The organism is Streptomyces sp. P5F9, assembly GCF_057961495.1.
This window is the reverse complement of the sequence record NZ_JBXVPZ010000167.1, coordinates 1-19,278: the sequence shown is the minus strand read 5'-3', so window position 1 is coordinate 19,278 and position 19,278 is coordinate 1. Positions and strand designations below refer to the sequence as shown.

General features: G+C 69.7%; 18 protein-coding genes. 8 read left to right on the top strand and 10 right to left on the bottom strand.

All coding sequences use genetic code 11. From position 1 onward, the window contains the following. On the top strand, positions 1 to 563 hold a 563-nt coding region (locus AC31A1_RS25280), incomplete at its 5' end, for an ester cyclase (RefSeq protein ID WP_489655515.1). Positions 564 to 577: 14 nt separating this feature from the next. Here AC31A1_RS25280 and AC31A1_RS25275 read toward each other — a convergent pair. The 8 genes from AC31A1_RS25275 to AC31A1_RS25240 all read right to left on the bottom strand — a co-directional run bounded on the left by AC31A1_RS25275 (position 578) and on the right by AC31A1_RS25240 (position 10,178). After that, positions 578 to 1,012, bottom strand: coding sequence for an NUDIX domain-containing protein (locus AC31A1_RS25275; protein ID WP_489655514.1), 435 nt, complete (start codon positions 1,010 to 1,012; stop codon positions 578 to 580). A 63-nt stretch (positions 1,013 to 1,075) separates the two neighbouring features. Further along, complete coding sequence (locus tag AC31A1_RS25270) at positions 1,076 to 2,830, bottom strand: RICIN domain-containing protein (RefSeq protein WP_489655516.1); 1,755 nt, start codon at positions 2,828 to 2,830, stop codon at positions 1,076 to 1,078. 56 nt (positions 2,831 to 2,886) lie between these two features. Further along, entirely contained in the window at positions 2,887 to 5,043 is a 2,157-nt protein-coding gene (locus tag AC31A1_RS25265) for a beta-galactosidase (protein ID WP_489655513.1), read from the bottom strand. A 43-nt stretch (positions 5,044 to 5,086) separates the two neighbouring features. Continuing rightward, entirely contained in the window at positions 5,087 to 6,022 is a 936-nt protein-coding gene (locus AC31A1_RS25260; protein ID WP_489655512.1) for a carbohydrate ABC transporter permease, read from the bottom strand. Further along, the gene (locus AC31A1_RS25255) at positions 6,019 to 6,930 is read right to left on the bottom strand and encodes a carbohydrate ABC transporter permease (protein WP_489655511.1); all 912 of its coding nucleotides are present in this window, start codon (positions 6,928 to 6,930) and stop codon (positions 6,019 to 6,021) included. Before AC31A1_RS25255 ends, AC31A1_RS25260 begins: the two co-directional genes overlap by 4 nt. Before the next feature lie 2 nt (positions 6,931 to 6,932). Continuing rightward, a complete protein-coding gene (locus AC31A1_RS25250) occupies positions 6,933 to 8,321 on the bottom strand; it encodes an ABC transporter substrate-binding protein (RefSeq protein ID WP_489655510.1) in 1,389 nt (462 codons plus the stop codon). A gap of 194 nt (positions 8,322 to 8,515) precedes the next feature. Continuing rightward, positions 8,516 to 9,556 (bottom strand): LacI family DNA-binding transcriptional regulator, encoded by a 1,041-nt coding sequence (locus tag AC31A1_RS25245; protein WP_489655509.1) that lies wholly within the window; start codon positions 9,554 to 9,556, stop codon positions 8,516 to 8,518. 184 nt (positions 9,557 to 9,740) lie between these two features. Next, entirely contained in the window at positions 9,741 to 10,178 is a 438-nt protein-coding gene (locus AC31A1_RS25240; RefSeq protein WP_489655508.1) for an OsmC family protein, read from the bottom strand. Here AC31A1_RS25240 and AC31A1_RS25235 point away from each other — a divergent pair. The 6 genes from AC31A1_RS25235 (at position 10,084) to AC31A1_RS25210 (ending at position 13,507) form a co-directional block, all read left to right on the top strand. Then, entirely contained in the window at positions 10,084 to 10,332 is a 249-nt protein-coding gene (locus AC31A1_RS25235) for an MmyB family transcriptional regulator (RefSeq protein WP_489655507.1), read from the top strand. The two genes, AC31A1_RS25240 and AC31A1_RS25235, sit on opposite strands and share 95 nt — an antisense overlap. Then, entirely contained in the window at positions 10,262 to 10,582 is a 321-nt protein-coding gene (locus AC31A1_RS25230) for an MmyB family transcriptional regulator (RefSeq protein ID WP_489655506.1), read from the top strand. The genes AC31A1_RS25235 and AC31A1_RS25230 overlap by 71 nt, the downstream gene beginning before the upstream one ends. 114 nt (positions 10,583 to 10,696) lie before the next feature. Beyond that, positions 10,697 to 11,551: a chitosanase gene (locus tag AC31A1_RS25225; protein ID WP_489655505.1), complete on the top strand. Its 855-nt coding sequence runs from the start codon at positions 10,697 to 10,699 to the stop codon at positions 11,549 to 11,551. Positions 11,552 to 11,805: 254 nt separating this feature from the next. Continuing rightward, entirely contained in the window at positions 11,806 to 12,729 is a 924-nt protein-coding gene (locus AC31A1_RS25220) for an SDR family oxidoreductase (protein ID WP_489655504.1), read from the top strand. Positions 12,730 to 12,812: 83 nt separating this feature from the next. Then, entirely contained in the window at positions 12,813 to 13,352 is a 540-nt protein-coding gene (locus AC31A1_RS25215) for a CocE/NonD family hydrolase C-terminal non-catalytic domain-containing protein (RefSeq protein WP_489655503.1), read from the top strand. Next, positions 13,349 to 13,507, top strand: a complete 159-nt coding sequence (locus AC31A1_RS25210) for a hypothetical protein (protein WP_489655502.1) — start codon at positions 13,349 to 13,351, stop codon at positions 13,505 to 13,507. Before AC31A1_RS25215 ends, AC31A1_RS25210 begins: the two co-directional genes overlap by 4 nt. A gap of 36 nt (positions 13,508 to 13,543) precedes the next feature. On the opposite strand, the gene AC31A1_RS25205 is transcribed toward AC31A1_RS25210, so the two are convergent. After that, on the bottom strand, positions 13,544 to 14,230 hold the full coding sequence (locus tag AC31A1_RS25205; RefSeq protein WP_489655501.1) for a TetR/AcrR family transcriptional regulator: 687 nt from the start codon (positions 14,228 to 14,230) through the stop codon (positions 13,544 to 13,546). 156 nt (positions 14,231 to 14,386) lie between these two features. On the opposite strand from AC31A1_RS25205, the gene AC31A1_RS25200 reads away from it, so the two are divergent. After that, positions 14,387 to 15,412 (top strand): LacI family DNA-binding transcriptional regulator, encoded by a 1,026-nt coding sequence (locus AC31A1_RS25200; RefSeq protein ID WP_489655500.1) that lies wholly within the window; start codon positions 14,387 to 14,389, stop codon positions 15,410 to 15,412. On the opposite strand, the gene AC31A1_RS25195 is transcribed toward AC31A1_RS25200, so the two are convergent. Beyond that, the coding region (locus tag AC31A1_RS25195; RefSeq protein WP_489655499.1) for a glycosyl hydrolase at positions 15,395 to 19,278 on the bottom strand (3,884 nt) is incomplete at its 5' end. The two genes, AC31A1_RS25200 and AC31A1_RS25195, sit on opposite strands and share 18 nt — an antisense overlap.

Here is a 19,278-nt window from a genome sequence, read left to right as displayed (position 1 = left end):
CCCGCCGTCCCCGCGCCCGGCCCCTCGTCCCGGCGGCACTCGCCGCCCTGGTCTGCACGGCCCTGACCGCCACCGCCTCGGACGCCTCACCCAAGACCACCGCGACGACAGCGATCACGAGCGTCCAAAGCCGGCACGAGGGCGTGCAGAAGCCCAAGGCGATGCTCGACGACTGGCTCCGACTCTGGAACGGCGACTACGAGCGGGCGCCGGGCATCATCTCCCCCGCCTTCCGGGTCCACGCCGCGCTCATCGACGGCGGGGACGGCAGCTCGATCCGGGGCGCCGACGGGCTCGTCGCGTGGATCGCGCAGACACGCGCGGCGTTCCCGGACCTCCGCTTCACCGAACAGGTCGCCCCGCTGGTCGACGGCCGTTACGCGTCCGTACGATGGACGGCCACCGGGACCTACGCCGGCGGCTTCCCCGGCGCCAAGGCGGAGCCCGGGACCGTGGTCACGTTCACCGGCACCGACACACTCCGGATGCGGGACGGCAGGTTCGTGGAGTACTGGGTCAACACCGACACCCTCCAACTCCTCACCCAGCTCAAGGTGTTGTGACCACCGTGCGGCTATCAGGCACCCCAGGCCTCGACGTGCGCGATTACATAGTCGGCCAGCTCGGCCGGCTGAAGGTTGAGGGCCGCCACGGCCGGACGGCTCAGCGCGACCCGGACCGGTTCGAAGTCACCCGTGTCGGGGTCGTCGAGTTCGGGACCGCGGCGGCGGTCCAGGTCCATGTCCAGCAGGTCGGCGAGGAAGTAGTGCTGGACGACGGTGCTGGTCCCGCGCGGTTCGGTGACGGTCAGGAACTCGGTGGCCGGGCCAATCGTGGCCCCGATCTCCTCCATCGCCTCGCGCCGCAGGGCCGCTTCGAGGTCCGCGTCCTCGGGCTCGACGCTCCCGCCGACGGTCGTGCAGTACGAATCACCGCCGGGCCAGCCACGCTTCAGGAACACCAGATGGCCGTCGTCGAGCAGTACGGCCCGCGCCTTGTGACGAACCCTCATGTCCCCAACGATAGTGGGCCGACCGGCAGTTCACCCGCGAAGGCGGCCGGCCCGTCCACCGCCCTACCGCACGAGCTTCCACTCCTGCGAACCGTCCGCCGCCGTGTTCTGCAGGGTCAGCGGCGCCCCGTCGGACGCTCCGGTCAGGTACAGGCTCGTGTTCTTGACCGACTGCAACCGGTAGAACCCGTCACCGGTCTTCACCAGGTTCCAGCTGCCGGTGGCACTGTTGTCGACCCACTGTCCGATCCGCTGGCCGGCCGTCGCGTTGCCGGTCCAGATCGCCGCCGCACGGCCGCCCGACTTGTTCAACAGCGTTACTCCGCCGTTCGGTTCGGTCACCACGTGCCAGTACTGGGTGTCCGGGTCCGCGGCGGAACCACGGGCCTCCAGGACGACATCGGGAACGTCCCCGTTGCCGATGTTCGCGTCGTTCGTCCTGCCGCCGGTGCCGATCACCTCGCCGGTCTTCCGGTTCACCAACCGGTAGTAGGCACCCTCCGACCGTCCGAGGTCGACCTCGGCGTAGGCGATCGTCGAGGTGCCCTGGTTGTTGAGGATCGCGATACGGCCGGTGGCGTCGACGTACTGCAGATCCCGGCTGTATCCGGCCCGCGACGTCGTCTGGTACTCCTTCCAAACACCGTCGCTACGGCCGCTCTTGTTCACCCAGACATTGCCGCTGCCGGCCGCGTTGTAGACCAGGCCTCCCCCGGGCAGCCTGATGACGACCGGACTGCCGCCCGTCGCGAGCGGACGGGAGCCGGTGTCGACCGGCAGCGAGGTGACGGCACCGTTGGTCGCCGAACTCCGGTAGAAATCAATCGGGTTGTCAGCGAGCAGGTACCGGACATTGGCTCCGCCGCCCCAGTACTCGTACGTCAGCAGCCACTTGCCGTCCGTGGTCCGTACGACGTTCGTCATGCCCGGCCGTCCGCCGCCGATCTCGGTCTTGCCGCCACCCATGCTCTGGGCCAGTCCGGCGACGTCGACGACGGGTCCGCTCCACTCGGCGCTGCGGCCGTTCCAGGTCCGGTGGGCGAGGATCTGCCCGTGTGAGTCCGTGGCGGAGTCGTTGGCGGGGTCGAGTGTCGGGACGCCGGTGGTCGCGTCGAAGCCGGTGTAGTCGTTCTCGTCGGAGTAGTAGCAGACGAGTTGGCCCTTGTAGACCATCAGGTACGGCTCCCAGACGGGGTCCACCTGCTGGTGGGTGTTGGCCGTGGCGACGTTCTGCCCGATCGCGCCCGCGCTGCCGCCCTGCCAGCCGCCCGTCGCGATGACGTTGACGACCTTCCAGGACGCGCCGTCGTCGGTGCTGGAGTACAGCGCGATGGCGAGGTCACTGCGGTCACCGTCGTTGGAGGGCGTCCAGTTGGGGTCGGCCGCCTTGTGTTCCTTGTAGTACTCGTCGTCCCCCGACACGACACTCGCCAGGAGCAGGGTCCCCCGCTTCAGTTCTCCGACGCTCTGCGGAAGCGTGTAGAGGTAGGGGTTGGTCCAATTGCTGGTGTACTTCGCGTACTTGGGGTCCTTGGAGAGATACGCGGGAGCCTTGACCTCCGACAGCGGCTGCCAGCTCGTCCCGTGGTCGTCGCTCTTGTAGACCGGGAGCGTCTGCCCGTCGGCACTGCCCGTGTCCGGCACGACGGTGGACTTCTCGAACGACGCGACCAGCCGCCCGCCGGGCAGTTGGGCCGACTTCGGGTAGACGGCGCAGTTGCCCCGCCCCTTCAGACACGGTTCGCTGCCGAGCTGGTAGAGGATTCCGCCCGTCGGGTTGTACGCCTGCGCACCGGTGGCCATGGGCACCGCCAGCATCGCCGCGGCCCCGACGAACGTACCCAGCGCCTTCACCGCTCTGCTTCTTCGCACAGCTACTCCTTGGGGTCTATCGGGGAAACGAGTACGCGTACGTCCCACGGGCCCAGCTCCAGCACCGCGCCCGCAGGGACGGCCGTGCTGTCCAGGGCATCGGCGAGATCGACCGGGACCGTCGAACGGGCGGGCTCCCAGCTCCAGTTGTGGACGATGTGCACCCGCCGGCCGTCGGGCGAGGTACCGGTCGTCGCCGTGACGGACACCGGCAGCCGGGTCCACCCGCTCCGGGCGGCCGGGGCCAGCCACTCGGCCAGCGCACGGGCGAGATCACGGCCGGGCACGGTGCCGACGTACGTGACGCGCCCCTCCCCGTGACGGCGGGTGGTCACGGCGGGCCAACGCCCGAAGTGCGGGTGCTCGTACGCCGCGAGCACCTCGGCGTCGGTGACGGTCAGACCGTCCGCCCAGTGCGTCGCCGTCGCACCCTCCGGCAGCGCGAGCGGGCTGCCGGGCGCGGTGCGCACGGGCACGGCCTGTGCGAGGTTGCTGAATTCGTCGTAGGACACTCCCGCCGCGCCGGTGAGACGGGCGGGGGCCGGTTCGTGCCGGGCGCGTGCCTCGTGGTCTGCGTAGCCGGTGCGGGGACCGAGGACCAGGTGGCCGCCGGCCTGCGCGTAGGCGGCGAACCAGTCGAGCGTGGTGTCGTCGGCGAGGTACAGGGCGGGGACGACGAGGACGGGGTGACGGCGTGCGGCCTCCTCGGGGGCCATGCCTTCGCGTTCACCGCGTGGGTCGTGGAGTTGGCGGGCGTGGACGACGCGGACCTGGCGTCCGGCGTCGAAGGCGCCGCGGTAGAAGGGGTCGAGGATGCGGTGGTAGGCGGTGGGGTCCGGTTCGCCGTCCGGGGTCGCGAGGGGCGGGTGCTTCTGCATCAGCCACTTGCTGGGGGTGGAGTAGACGATCGTGATGTCGGCGTCCGGTTCGAGACCGGCGACGAGGGGTCCTACGGTCTCGAACTCCTCGCCCAGCCGGGCGAGTTCGGCGTATGTCCGGCCCGGTCGGCCGCTGTGCGGGAGGACTCCGCCCCAGTAGGTCTCGGCGCCGAAGCGCAGGGTCTGCCACTGCCAGTACTCGATCATGCGGGCGCCGCGGCCGACGAGGGCCCAGGCGGCCTGGCGCCACTGGCCGTCGTAGGCGGGGCGGTTGTCCCAGGCCATGCCGATGGAGTTGGCGTTGGTCTCGGTGACCAGGAACGGTTCCTGGCGGGAGGAGAACATCCAGTCGGCGGTCTGGTAGAGCGACCAGACGCCGGTGGTCTTCCACTTCTGTTCGTGGGTGTCCGGGGTCGGGTCGGGCAGGAGCAGGCCGTCCTGCATGTCGTAGTACGGGTTGCCGGTGGCGATGTCGAGGCGGTCGGTGAGTTCGTCGTCCTCGACTGCCGGGCGGGTGTAGGAGATACAGGTCGTGACGAAGTGCTCGGGGTGGGCGTACTCGCGGACGATGTCGGCCTGCCAGCCGATGAACTCGGTGCACTGGCGGGCCTGGAACTCCCGCCAGGCGACGTCGTATTGGGGCTGTACGTTGCCGTCGGGGGTCCACAGGTCGGCCCAGGTGGACAGGCGGTGGGACCAATAGACCAGGCCCCACTCGCGGTTGAGGGTCTCGACGTCGCCGTACTTGTCGCGCAGGTGATCGGTGAAGCGCTGGAAGACGCCGTGGTTGTGGAACAGCTCCAGGCCCGGTTCGTTGTCGACCTGGAAGCCGATGACCGCCGGGTGGCCGGCGTAGCGGGCGACGACCTTCCGGATGATCCGCTCGGCGTGGAAGCGGAACGCGGGGTGGGTGAAGTCGACTTCCTGCCGGGCGCCCCAGCCGATGCGTTCGCCGGTGCGCCGCTCGCCGGTGATCTCCGGGTACTGGCGGGCCAGCCACGGCGGCACGGCGTAGGTGGGGGTGCCGAGGATGACGGAGATGCCGCGTTCGTGGGCGCCGTCCAACACCGGTCGCAGCCAGTCGAGTTCGAAGTGGCCGTTCTCGGGTTCCCAGGTCGACCAGACCGACTCGCCGATCCTGATGACGGTGAAGTGTGCTTCGGCCATGAGGTCGAGGTCGGTCTTGAGCTGCTCGTCGGGCCGTACGTCCGGGCCGTAGGCGGGCTGGTACTCGTGGTAGTAGGCGGCACCGAACAGAACGCGGGCGGGCAGATCCGCCATGGACAAACCTCCGGAGTGCAGGGGGTGTTGGGGGGTGTGGGGGTTACTGCTTGACGCCGCCGGTGGCCAGGCCGCTCTGCCAGTACCGCTGGAGCAGCAGGAAGGCCAGGACGAGCGGGATGATCGAGATCAGGGAGCCGGTCACGACGAGGGCCAGCATGTCGCTGCTGGCTCCGGCGCCGCCGTTCTGCGCCTGGGCGGCCCAGGAGGAGAGCCCGACCGTGATGGGGTACAGGTTCGGGTCGTTGAGCATGATCAGCGGCAGGAAGTAGTTGTTCCAGGTGGCGACGAGCGTGAAGAGGATGACCGTCACCAGGCCCGGGGCGAGCAGCCGTAGCCCGATGGTGCAGAAGATCCGGAACTCTCCGGCGCCGTCCATGCGGGCGGCCTCGATGAGGCTGTCGGGGACGGCGTCCTCGGCGTAGATCCGCATGAGGTAGAGGCCGAACGGACTGATGAGGGAGGGCAGGATGACGGCCCAAGGGGTGTTCACCAGGCCCGCCTTGGCGAAGAGCAGGTAGGTGGGGATCGCCAGCGCGGTGGTCGGGATCATGATGGCGCCGAGGACGAGGTTGAAGGCCGCGCCGTGACCGCGGAAGCGGTACTTCGCGAAGCCGTAGCCGGCCGCCGCCGCGAGCAGCGCGGCACCGAGCGCGCTCGCCCCGGCGTAGAGGACCGTGTTGAGCAGCCAGCGTCCGAACACGCCGTCGTCCTGGGTGAAGGTGGCCTTGATGTTCGACAGGAGTTGCGGGGCGTGGGAGAACCACAGGCCGAAGCTGTTGAACAGGTCCTGGGTGCTCTTGGTCGAGGCGATCAGCAGCCAGAACAGGGGCAGCAGGAAGTACGCCAGGACGGCCAGCATCGCGATCGTGAGCGGGGTGCTGCGACGGCGGGTCGAGGACCGGCGCGACGGGCGGGGCTCGGCGTCAACCCGCTTTGCCGCTGGGGTGGTTGAGGCGGTGGGCGTCACGGTGGTCATGCGGTCCTCCTGCGGTTCGCGGTGAGCAGGAAGGCGTACGACACGATCACGATGACGAGTCCGAGGATGAAGGACACCGTGGCCGCGTAGTTGGTCTGCTGGCTGATGAAGGCGACGGAGTAGGCGTAGAGGTTGGCGGTGTAGGAGCTGTCGATGACGTCCGGGGCGACGCTCATGAGCAGCTTCGGTTCGTTGAAGAGCTGGAAGCTGCCGATCACCGAGAACAGGACGGTGAGGGTCAACGCCGGGCGCAGCGCCGGGAGTTTGATGGACCAGGCGATCCGCCAGGCGCCGGCGCCGTCCATGGCCGCCGCCTCGTACAGCTCGGCGGGGATGGTGCGCAGCGCGGCGTACAGGATGATCATGTTGTAGCCGACGAACTCCCAGGTGACGATGTTCGCGAGGCTGCCGAGCATCCAGCCGTCGGTGAGGAAGTGCGGGGCCGGCAGGTGGAGGTCGTGGCTGATCTGGGCGAAGGGGCCGAAGTCGGGGCCGTAGAGGTAGCCCCACATCAGGGTGGCGATCACGCTCGGGACGGCGTACGGGACGAAGATGCCGAGCCGGATCACCCGGGCGAGGCGGAGCAGGCCGCTGTCCAGCGCGAGTGCGAAGCACAGGGCGAGCAGCAGCATCACGGGGACCTGGATGACGAAGAACAGGGCGACTCGGCCTATGCCCTTGAGGAGTTGGGGGTCCTTGAGGGCGGTGACGTAGTTGTCGAGGCCGACGAACGTCGAGCCACCGATGAGCTTCTCCTGGAAGAGGCTCAGGTAGGCGGCGTAGCCGAGCGGGGCGAGGAAGAGCAGCAGGAACAGCACCATGAACGGGGCGATGAACAGGGCGCCTGTGGTGCCGAGTTGGCGTCGGCGGGGTGGGGAGTTCCTGCGAGAGGGGGCTGTGATGGCCATCGTCAGCCTCCCTTGACCGTGAAGCCCTGGCTCTTGGCGAAGGTCGTGATGCGCGACTGCCAGGAGCCGAGCGCGCGGACGGTGTCGGTCTTGTCGGCGAGGGACTTGCCGACGGTCTCGGTCCAGTCCGTGGCCACCCGGTCGAGGAACGGCGGCCACTGGAAGGCGGGGTCGACCTGGGCACTGATGTCGGCGAAGACCTGGTTGACCTTCTGGCCGCCGTAGAAGGCGGGGGCGTCGGCGAGGAAACCCGGCTCGGAGAGCAGGGTCTTGGTCGCCGGGAAGAAGAACTGCTCGGTGGCGAACATCTTGGCGCTGGTGGGGTCGCTGTTGAGGAACTGGGCGAACACCGCCGCCTGGATGGGGTTCTTGGTGGAGCGGATGACCGCGGTTGTCGAGCCGCCCCAATTGCCCGAGCTGGGCTTGGCCGCGTCCCACTGCGGGAGCGGGGCCGCGCGCCACTTCCCGGAGGTGGCCTTCGCCGAGCCGGAGAGGAAGGCCGGCCCCCAGGCGCCCGTCAGCCAGGTCGCGTACTTGCCCTTGTTCAGGGCCGCGTACCAGGCGTCGGTGAAGTCCGGCTCCACGCCGATCACGCCGTCCTTGGCGAGGGTGCCCCAGTACTCGCCGAGCTTCTTGGAGACCGCGTCGTCGACACTGACGGTGATGTCGCTCTTGCCGGAGGTGACGTACGGCTTGGCGCCCGCCTGCCACAACAGGCCGTGCCAGGCGGCGACTTGGTTGGCGGCGAGGTTGGTGAGGTAGACGTCCGGGTCGGCCTTGTGCAGCTTGCGGGCGGCGGCGGCGAACTCGTCCCAGGTGGTGGGGACCTGGATGCCGTGCTGGTCGAAGATGTCCTTGCGGTACAGCATGCCCATCGGGCCGGTGTCCTGCGGGATCGCCCAGATCTCACCGCCGCTGCCGCTGACCTGGCCCCAAGTCCAGTCCACGAACGTCGACTTGAGTGCGGAGGCGCCGTAGGGACGGAGGTCGAGCAGGCTGTCGGTGATGGTGAACGTCGGGATCGCCTGGAACTCGATCTGCACCATGTCCGGGGCCCCGCTGTTCGCCTTCAGCGCGGTGCGCAGCTTGGTGTACTGGGGCGTCCCCTGGCCGGCGTTGACGACCTTGACCTTGACGGCCGGGTACTTCTTCTCGAAGAGCGCGACCTCCTTGTCGATGTTTGGAACCCAGGTCCAGAACGTCAGTTGGGTCGGCGTCTTCATCGCCTTGTCGATGTCGGCCTGACCGACCGGCTTGCCGGCCGAGCCACTCGTACCACCGCTGCCCCCACCGCAGGCGGACAACGTGGCGGCCAGCGACAGCGCACCGGTGGCGGCGAGGAAGCCCCGACGGCTGAGGGACGAGGGCGAGTTGGAGAAGGGTCCGGACATGATGAACTCCCGAGAAAGGGTATGGGTGACCGGCACACCGACCGACGGCGTGCTGAAGGTGTGTTCGGGGTGGTGTGGATGGGGGGCGGGACCGAGCCTTGCCGGTGCCGCAAGCGCCCCTTTTAGGGGCGCGAGGAACTGCGCGACCAGCCCTCACCGGCCCGCAGGCAAAAACCGCAGACCCAGCAGGGCAATTAACGGAGCGGCGCCGCCGTAGACGACCGGACAACAAGCTCAACCGGCGGGTCGGTCATCGGCAATGGATCCGACCCAGGGTTCTCAATGGCATGCACCAGCAATTTCAGACCGTCCTGCGCCATCGCGTCGAACGGCTGCCGCACCGTGGTCAACGGCGGAGTCACATACGCGGCGACCGGCGTGTCGTCGAACCCGACCACGCTGACGTCCTCCGGAACCCGCCGCCCCGCCTCCGACAGCGCCCGCATCAGCCCGATCGCCATGTCGTCATTGGCGGCGAACACCGCGGTAACGGTGGAGTCGGCGCCAAGTTCACGCCCGGCCGCATAGCCCGACGCGGCCGACCAGTCGCCCTCGACAACGGGAGGCTCCACCCGCCCGTACGCCGAGAGTGCCGCACGCCAGCCGTCGAGCCGGTCCCGCGCCGAGTACCAGCGCTGAGGCCCCGCCAGATGGTGGACCGTGGTGTGGCCCAGTTCTAGCAGATGCTCGGTGGCCGCCCGCGCCATCTGACCGGAGACGATCCCACCCGTCACGACATGCGGGGCGGCGAAGGGCGGGGGTGCGCCCAGGACGAGGACCGGCACGTCGACCCGCGCGGACAGCTCCGCGCCGCCCTCCTCGTCGATCGGCTCGGAGATGACGATGCCGTCCACGCCCTGGTCCAGGAGCGAGTCCACGGCTCCGGCGATGCCCGCCGACTCGCCCTCCATCGTGTTGACGACACGGAGCGCGTAGCCGGTGTCCCGTACGGCCCGTTCGACGCCCATGAGCAGCGAGGCGGGGCCGTACAGGGCGGTGCCGAGCGTCACGACGCCGATGGACCGGGTGCGTCCGGAGGCCAGGGCGCGGGCTGCGTTGTTGGAACGGTAGCCGAGTTCCCCGGCCGCCGCGAGGACACGACGGCGTACGTCCTCGGAGACGTACGGCTCGTCGTTCATGACCCGGGACACCGTCTTCTGCGACACGCCCGCGAGGCGCGCCACGTCCACACTGCGCGGCGCGGCTCCCGCGCCACGTCCTGCCACTGGTGTCATGGTGTCTCCCGATCTCCGGCAGCCGCATCCTAGCCCGGCCCCGGTCTATGACTGCGCTGTCATGACTGCGCAGTCATATCTACGCAACGGGGCGGGACGCGTCAAGACCTCGCGCAACATCCGCGAAATACGGGAGCACCGGACAAGGCGCGGAGCCGGTCCCGTCCGGGCGCGGCGGACACCCCTAAGGCCCCGCGCTCCCACGGAGCGCGGGGCCTGAAGTCCCGTACTGCACCGCGGTGTTGAGAGTCCCCTCGATGTCGCCACGGGTGGCGTTGGAGTACGGGCACACCTCGTGCGTGGCCTTCACCAGCTGCCCGGCGGTGGACTGCTCCAGACCGGGCAGATGCGCGGTGAGCGACACGGCGAGGGCGAAGCCGCCGCTGTCCAGGGCGAGCAGACCGACCTTCGAGGCGAAGAGCCGCTCGGGGTTGGTCTTGTCGCCACCGGGGCCGCCCATCTCCTTCGGGACGGCGAGGAGTTCGCCCAACGCGCCGTCGACGGAACGGACTTCGCCGACGGAGCGCGTGGGCGAGACGACCCGACAGTTGCTCGCCGCGTTCGGTGACGCACCCGCGATCGCCCTCGGCCGCCGTAGCGACGTACTCGCCTGGAACCGCACCGGACACGCCCTGTTCGCCGGACACCTCGACCCGCGCATCCTCGACCAGCCTGTACGAGGACTGGCCGGAGAAGGCCAGGGATGTGGTGGGCAAGCTGCGGCTCGCCGCCGGGCAGCACCCGGAGGATCCCCGGCCGGCCGCCCTGATCGGTGAACTGGCCATGAAGAGCCCGGAGTTCGCGTCGATGTGGTCCGAGCACCGGGTCCGGAAGTGGGACCTCGCGACCTACCGCATGCGCCATCCGCCCGTCGGCCGGATGCGGCGCTGCGCCTTCTCGCTCAGGCGACCGCGGCGGCCGCGGAGCGCACGGAGGCCGCGCAGCGTCGCTGAGGTGGCCGGTGCGACAAGCACGGGCAAACCGTCAAGCATCACCCTCGCACAGATACGCGACTCTCGTTCATAGCTACGAACTTGGCTCCAGGTAGGTGCCTTCGACGCCGAACCTCTGATAGTTAACTTTCCTATCAGTTCGGCGGTACGACCAACTCCCCACCCCCCACCACCCTTTGGAGTCCCCGTGGTCCACCCGTTCCGCGACCCTGCGATATCCGAGCCGACGAGCCCCTCGCGTCGGACACTCCTCGCGCTCATCGGCGTATCGCTCGCGGCAGCACCTCTGCTGCGCGCTCCGCAGGCCTCGGCAGCCCCCACGGCCGCCGCGGCGATCGGCCTCGACGACCCGGCGAAGAAGGAGATCGCCATGAAGCTGGTGTCGAGCGCGGAGAACTCCTCCCTCGACTGGAAGGCGCAGTACAAGTACATCGAGGACATAGGCGACGGCCGCGGTTACACCGCCGGCATCATCGGCTTCTGCTCCGGCACCGGCGACATGCTCGACCTCGTGCAGCTCTACGCGACCCGCAAGCCCGGCAACGTCCTCGCCAAGTACCTCCCCGCGCTCCGCAACGTCAACGGCACCGACTCGCACTCCGGACTCGACCCGAACTTCCCCAAGGACTGGCGAACGGCGGCCCAGGACACGGTGTTCCAGCAGGCGCAGAACGACGAACGCGACCGCGTCTACTTCAACCCCGCCGCCAGCCAGGGCAAGACCGACGGGCTGCGTGTGCTGGGCCAGTTCACGTACTACGACGCCATCGTCATGCACGGCGACGGCGACGACCCCACCAGCTTCCGCAACATCCGCGCCCGCGCCCTGCGTTCGGCCAAGCCGCCGGCCCAGGGCGGCAACGAGACGACATACCTCAACGCGTTCCTCGACGCCCGCGTGTGGGCCATGAAGCAGGAGGAGGCCCACAGCGACACCACCCGCGTCGACACGGAACAGCGCGTCTTCCTCCGGAACGGCAACTTCGACCTCAACACACCGCTGAACTGGAAGGTCTACGGGGACAGCTACACCATCAACTGACCGGTTCTGCCGCCTGGTTGGGAGGCAACCCGGCGGACAGTGCGGCGCCAGGATCTGAGGGTACGGGTCCTGGCGCCGCTGCCGTTGCCCTCCGAACCGGCCATCGTCGCGCAGCCGCCTGAGGTCATGCCTGCCGCGTATCGCCCTATGCGACACAGGACTTGGACACCCGCGTGGGCCCTTCCTAGTGTGGTCCGTGAGCCCGTCGCCATCGGCCGCCGGGTCGACCCGAACCGACCTGAGGGATCTCCACTGTGCGTGTTTTCGTTGCGGGCGCGACCGGTTACATCGGCTCCGCCGTCGTCCGCGAACTCCTCGACGCAGGGCATCAGGTCCTCGGCCTGGCCCGTTCGGACCCGGCCGCCGACACGTTGACGCGAACCGGCGTCGACGTGCACCGCGGCGACATCGACGACGCCGACAGCCTGCGCGCCGGCGCCGCGGCGGCCGACGGTGTCGTCTACGCCGCGAACCAGCACCTCTCCGAAACCACCGACCCGGCCGCCCGCGCGAAGGCCGAACTGAACGCGGTCGAGGCGATCGGCACGGAGCTGGAGGGCACGGGCAAGCCCTTCGTGGTCACTTCGGGGGTCATCGGCCGCACACCGGGCCACCTGCTCACCGAAGAGACCCCGACCGTTCCCAACCCCGTCACAGCCCTACGGCTCCGAGTCGAGCTGTCCGTCCTCGCCGCGAGTGAGCGCGGAGTGCGGTCGTCCTCGGTACGGCTGGCCCCGACCGTGCACGGCCCTGGGGACACGCGCGGGTTCATCTCTACGCTCATCGGCATCGCTCGTACGACGGGTGTGTCGGCCTTCGTCGGCGACGGGTCGAACCGGTGGCCGGCGGTGCACCGACGTGATGCGGCGACCCTGTACCGACTGGCCCTGGAATCGGCCCCGGCCGGTACGCCCCTGCATGCGGTCGCCGAGGACGGGGTGCCGTTCGGGGACATCGCGCGAGCCATCGGCCGCCAGTTGAAGATCCCCGCCGTCAGCCTGACCCCCGAGGAAGCGACCCGGCACTTCGTCCGTTTCCTCGCCCCACTGGTCGCGCTCGACAACCCGGCGTCGAGCGCCCTGACGCGGCAGCGCACGGAATGGAACCCGACGCACCCCGCGCTGATCCCGGACATCGAACTGGGCCACTACTTCGGGGAGTTCAGCGCAGGACACTGACCGAGGCCGGCTGGAACGACCTCTTCCCCGGCGGCAACCTCGGCGCCTACGTGTCCGCCCAAAACGCCTACTACCACCGGCCGTTGACCGATCCGATCTCGTCGGACGAACCCGTCACCGGCCGGTACCAGGCGATCGTCGGACCCTGGACCCACGGCGAGCACGTCAACGAGGCGACACTGCAGGGCATCCGCCTGGAGTGGTTCGACACCTGGCTCAAGAACGCGCCCACGGGCATGGCGAACACCTCGACTCCCCTGCACCTGTTCGAGAACGGCGCGAACACGTGGGTCGACAGCGCCGCCTGGCCCCTCTCCTCCGACGCCCGCACCTACTACCTCGGCAGCGGCTCCCTCACCCCCGGCAAACCGACGGACGAGGGCAGCGACACGCTCTCCTGGAGTGCGGCGACCACGGCCGACACGCTGACCTACACCACCGCCCCGCTCAGCAAGGCGGCCCTGCTCAACGGCCCGACCGACGTCACCCTCTACGCCAAGTCGACGACACCGGAGACCGAACTCTCGGCCAAGCTGAGCGTCGTCGCACCGGACGGCACGGTGACCAAGCAGGCCGACGCAAACCCAGTCACCCATTCACCCAAGCCTCACAGCACCCAGTGACACCCGGCCAGACCACCCGCTACGACATCTCCCTGCTGTCCAACTTCACCAGGATTCCGGCCGGTTACCGGCAGGCGGCGTCCTTCGTCAACCTGCCCCTGACCACGCCGAGTTCGGCCACGCCCGGCGACACCGACTGGGGACCGTCCTCCTGAAACACCGGTGGCGGGTCTGCCCGTACGGCAGACCTGCTACTCCTGTGTCGAGGCGGGCCTGACCAGGCCCATCACCTGCTCCACCGTCTCGTTGCTCAAGCTCGGTGTCGTCAGTGGAGGGTCGTCGGGCCGCTGCCGGATGCCATTGAGAACGATCTCGAAATAGCGGCGCCAGACCTCGGGCCGCTTGCCCTGGGTGAACTGGCTTGCCGCGCTGAGCATTTGCACAATGACGGGGATGTCGGAGGGAGTGATCTCCGCCCGCAGGTCCCCGCTGTCCTGCGCCCGTTGGATCAGTGCCTCAAGGAAGGGGAGCATCCCGCCCCGCATCGTCTCGATGGGCTCGGAACTGTGGCTCCCCAGCATGATCACTTCTTGCAGGCCACGGTTCTCGGCGAGATCGGCCCCCATCTCCATCAGGAAGTCCACGAACCCTTCCCAGGGATCGGGATGAGCGAGCGCCCGCTCCGCCGACGCCTGCCGTATCCCGAGGTCCTGCTCGAACAGGGCCCGCACAAGGGTCTCTTTGTCCGGGAACCGCCGATACACGGTGCCGACCCCGACCCCCGCGTGCCGGGCCACGTCGTCGAGCGTGACCCTCAGCCCGTGCCGGCCGAAGACCTCCCGCGCGGCGAGCAGAATCTTCTCCCGGTTGAGGGCGGCGTCGCGCCTCAGCGGGCGATCGCCCTCCATCGGAGCATCAACCCCGGAACCCTCAGCCATAACCCCATGTTAACCCTCTTGATCACAGGCCGGTTCGGCCACCGCACCCCTCTCTCCAAGGCGCCCGCGGAAAACGTTGCAACCACCATCGGGGTACACTGACGCCGCCCATGAGAACCGCGTCGTGCCTGGTCGCACGGCTGTCACAGCGAGGGGGTGGACGCCATTCAGGTTCGCCCCGCCCGCATTCAGGATGTCGCGGCCGCCGCAGGAGTCTCGGTCTCCACGGTGTCGAACGTCCTGAACCGGCCCGAGCGCGTCAACGCCCGCACCGCCGAGCGGGTCCGCGACGCGGTCGCCGCACTCGACTACGTGCCCCACCCAGGAGCCGCAGGCCTGCGCACCGGCCACTCGTCCTCGATCGGCCTGGTCCTCCCCGACGTCGCCAACTCCTTCTATTCGCGCATCGCCCGCGGCGCCGCCGACGCGGCCTACGACCACGGCTACTCCCTCGTGCTCTGCGACAGCGGCGACGCCCCCGAGCGGGAGCAGGGCTACTTCACGATGCTGATCGAACAGCGGGCCGTGGGCGCGGTGGTGGTCCCCCTCGGCGCCGACCCCACCCGCCTCACCCGCCTGCGCGAACGCGGCATCCCCCTGGTCCTCGCGGACCGCGCGCTGTCGGCCCAGGACGGCTGTTCCGTCTCCGTCGACGACATCGCCGGCGGCCGGGTCGCCGTACAGCACCTCCTGGACTGCGGGGCGCGCGACATCCTCGTCGTGAACGGCGAGCGCGGCATCGTGCAGTGTGCCGAGCGCTACCAGGGCGCCCGCCAGGCCGTACGCACCCGCCGCGAGGCACGCGTCCGCCAGGTCGTCGCCGAAGAGATGACGGTGGCCTACGGCCTGCAGATCGCCCGCACTCTCGACGACCTGCCCGACGGTGTCTTCTGCACCAACGACTTCCTCGCCGCCGGCCTGTGCCGAGGACTCGGCGAACGGGGTGTACGAATACCCGAGGAGATTCAGGTAGTTGGATACGGCGACCTCGACATCGCCAGCTTCGTCGGTACGACCCTGACGACCGTCCGGCAACCCGTCGAGGAACTCGGCAGAGCGGCCGTGGGAATGCTGCTCGACGAGGTGGAGGCGCGCGCCGAACACGCCCATGAGACACGGGTGTTCGCGCCCGACCTCGTCCTACGGGACTCCACTCGGCCCCTGTCAGTCCCGCGTCCGTAGCGTCACCGGTCCCAGCAGCCCCGACGAGAGCTGGGAGGGGAAGGCCCAGGCGGTGGGGGTGGCTTCGGCTAGGTAGGGGGCCAGGGTGTTGTTGACGGTCACGTCCAGACGCACCAACCGACCTGCGGTACCCGGGAGTTGAAAGCGGTAGGGAGGACAGAACCCCTCCCCGACACACTCCCCGTCGACCACGACCGACACACTGCCGCGCACCCGCCCCAGATCCAGCACCGGGTCCGCCCCGGCCGGTACCTCCACCGCCCGCGAGTACGTCACACCACCGCTCCAGCCGCCCAACCCGAGCAACTGCCAGTCCCCCAGCGGTAGTTGAGCCGCCACGGTGCGGACGCGTGCCGGTCCGCGCCAGGCGGAGCCGCCCCGCAGTACGGCCGTGGGCGCGGTGACGACCTCGACCTCCGTTGGTACCGGAAGCGGTTGATCCAGTGTCAGGAACCGGCCGTCCAGACGCGTCTCCGCACCGTCGCCGACCCGCACCCTCGCGGGCAACTCCAGTGGCAGTTCCAGCGATTCGGTGCCCGGCGGCACGGTGAAGCGGAAACGTTGGGCACGCTCGCGGACGGAGTCCGTGGACCGCAGCGACAGTACGGCGGTACCGAGCACCGGTGCGCCGGTGAGCCACTCGGTGTCCGGCAACGGGTGCGGTCGTACGGCGGCATAGCAGTGCTGCAACTCCCCCCAGCGACCCTCGTGTTCGACGGTACGGCCGCGCCACTCCCCCGTCTCGGCCTCCCAACCGGCGCCGCTCACCAGGGAGTTCACGGCCGACTCCGCGCGAGCCACGCAGTCGACGAACACCGCCTCGCGCGGATGGACGGCGTCGGCCACCACCTCCAGCACGTGTTCGCCGTCCCCGAGGGCGAGTTGATGCCGGAAGAACATCGGCACCGCGCCCCAGTCGGACTCGTAGTACTCCACCTTCTCCTGGCGCGCGACGACCACCCCGTCGAGCAGCACGGTGACGCCCACCGCCGCACCCACGACAAGTACCGCCTGCCCAGGGCCGTACAACCGCCCCCGATAGGTCACGCCGTCGGACGGTCGTACGTCCTCGGGGAGGCGCATGAACTGCGGGCGCGGCCCGAACCCGTCCGGGCGGGTCAGGCAGAAGTAGCTGCCCAGCGGTGTGTCCGCCGTGCCGGAGATCAGCAACGGCCTGTCCTGGGCGTCCCCCAGCTCGTATTCGAGGACGTTGTGGGTCCGGCCGATCTCCACGCGGGCGGTGGCGAGATACCCGGTGCCGGTGTCCAGTCGCTCGCCGTTCCACCACACCCGCTTGGTGGCCGCGGCGCCGATGTGCAGCTCGGCGGGGCCACGGTGATCCGTCTCGACGATCGAACGGACCCGGGCGACCGTGCCGGGCCCGGGCACAGGAACACGGACGAACTCCTCCGTCACGAGGCCCTTGTTGCCGAGCACACCGTCCGGGTCCGGGATGCCGCGGCTCGACGAGTACAGCGAGACGCTCCAGTCGGCGGGGGTGAGGGGCAGGTCTCCGGAGAGGACCTGTTCGACGGAGGATGCGTCAAGTGGATCGGGGGCCTTGGCGGACGGCACCGGAGGGAGGACGCGGACCCCGTTGCCATAAGTCACCCGTGTCTGCCGCCAGTTGGCGTCGGGGCCTTCCGCCTCGGTCCACCGCATGGTCCAGATCTGAGGTTCGGCGATGGATGAACCGGCGGGCAAGGCCAGGTCGCCCCAGGTGTTGTCCATGGTGGGAACCAGGCGTCCCTCCCAGCCGGTCGAAAGGTCAATCGTCCGCTCTGGCGCGGGTGTTGGCGCGGCCGTGCGGTGTGTCTGTGGGGTGCCCTCGCGCCATACGACGAGGACGGCAGGGGCGCCCTCCAGTGGCACCTCGATGGTCGAACGGCCTTCGGAGACGGTGACTCGGGCCGGGCGGCGGGTGCCGGTCGCCGGGTTCCAGATCTCGGCCTCGGTGACCTCGGCGCGCACGGTGACGGTCGAGTGGCGGGCGTAACGCGCGGGGTCCGCCTCGTGGTTGGCGTCTCCGGGCAGCGTGCGGGCGTCGGGGAAGGCGCCCGTCACCAGGGCGACCGCCTCAACTCCCTTTCTCCTGACGAGCAGTGGCACCTCGCCGGTCGCGTGACCGGCGAGGTCGGCCACCGCCGCCGCTGCGGCCTCGGCATCGCTCGCCCGCTCCAGTCGCGGATGCTTCAGCAGTGCCGCGACGACGGAGTCGTCGCCGGCCTGACCGGCCGCCGTCGCAGGGGCACGGCCTACGACGACCACCCGGCCGCCGGCGTCGAGGAGTTGGGTGAGTCGGCGTGCCGTCTCCTCCTCCAGGACGCTCGCCGAGGGCAGCAGCACCGCGCGGTAGGCCAAGTCCGTGACGTGCAGGGCTCCTTCGGCGGTCGTGGCGCGCTGCACGGAGGCGTCGTCGACGATGTCGAAGGAGATGCTGTGGCGGTCCAGTGAACCGACGTGCGGGGCAAGCCAGTTGTTCGTTCCGCACAGGTCCAGGTAGTCGCACTGGGTCTCGTCGACGTCGGTGTGGTCGTCGCCGAGGCGGCCGTCGCCGAAGTGCTGGACGGGGGCGTCCAGGGGGATGAGGGACTGCATGGTGGCGGTGGGGTGCAGGACCGCGACGTCGGCGCTGTAGGTGCCCCAGGACATGATCGAGCAGATCCGGGCGACGGCTCGGGAGAACGCCGGGTACTGCTGCCAGTAGGGCTGACGCCAGTCGGTGGAGGGCGGCGCCCATTCGAACCAGCCGCCCGCGGTGCCGAAGTAACTGGCGTGCGGGTTGTACAGGTTGGCGCCGCTGCGCACGAAGGGCAGGAGCCAGTCGTAGGTGTCCGCCAGGGTGCCGCCCCAGCCGGAGGAGTGGAACGCCTCGATCCAGACGCGCTCGTGTCCGTAGAGGTGGGCCATGGAGGAGTGGACCTTGGAGTCGCCGTGGTGGTCGCTGCCGGCGGCGCCGTACCAGCGATGGGTGCGGAAGTAGTCGGTGTAGATCTGCGTCGACTGGGCCGGGAAGCCCGCCCGCGCGGGGTGGCTCTGGTCGGCGCCGACGAGCATGCCGCGTTCGGCGTGCCAGGCGGCGAGGGGCTTGAAGAGGGCCTCTTCGGTGAGTTCGGCGCGGACCGCGTAGTAGTCGGCGCGGATCTTCGCCGCGCGGGCGGTCACCGGGCCGAACAGGGCGGGGAGATGGTCGAGGAGGTCGTAGCCGCGACGCGCTCGGAACTCGTCGGGGAGGCGGTGGCTCCAGGAGTTCGTGCCGGGCAGCTCGTCCTGGAAGCTGCCCGCGATGACGTTGCCCAGGTACTCGGGGACGCGCCGGTCGTACTCGTGGTGGACGGCGTCCAGCAGCAGTCCTACGGCGTGCGGGTCCAGGTAGTCGAAGGCCGTGGGGACGGCGACGACGAGCCGTACGTCCGTCCCCTCGGCGGCCGGGACGCCGGGAGCCACGCGCAGGCGGCGGCCCTCCAAGTCGTAGGCGGCGACCAGGGTTTCGGCTCCGCGCAGTGCGATCGTGCCGCCGGTGACGGTGGCCCTCCGGGAGCGCAGAGCCCGGCCCGTGGCCTCCGGGTGGTGTCGGGTGACGGCGCCCTGGACGTTGGCGCCGGAGAAGCCGATCTGGTCGTAGAACCACAGGCGGGTGCCGATGTCCCGGGCGATCCGGCAGGTGTCGGTGAAGCGGTCCCACCACTCCTCGCCGAACCACGGCGGGTCGTCGGTCCGGGCGCCGAAGGCCGGGCCGGCCGGGGCCAGGTTGATGACGACGAGGTTGTGGACGCCGCCGTCCGCGAACCGGCGCAGGTGCCAGGCGAGTTGCTCCCGGGTGACCCTGGCACCGGACCACCACCACAGCGGGGTGGGGCCGAAGT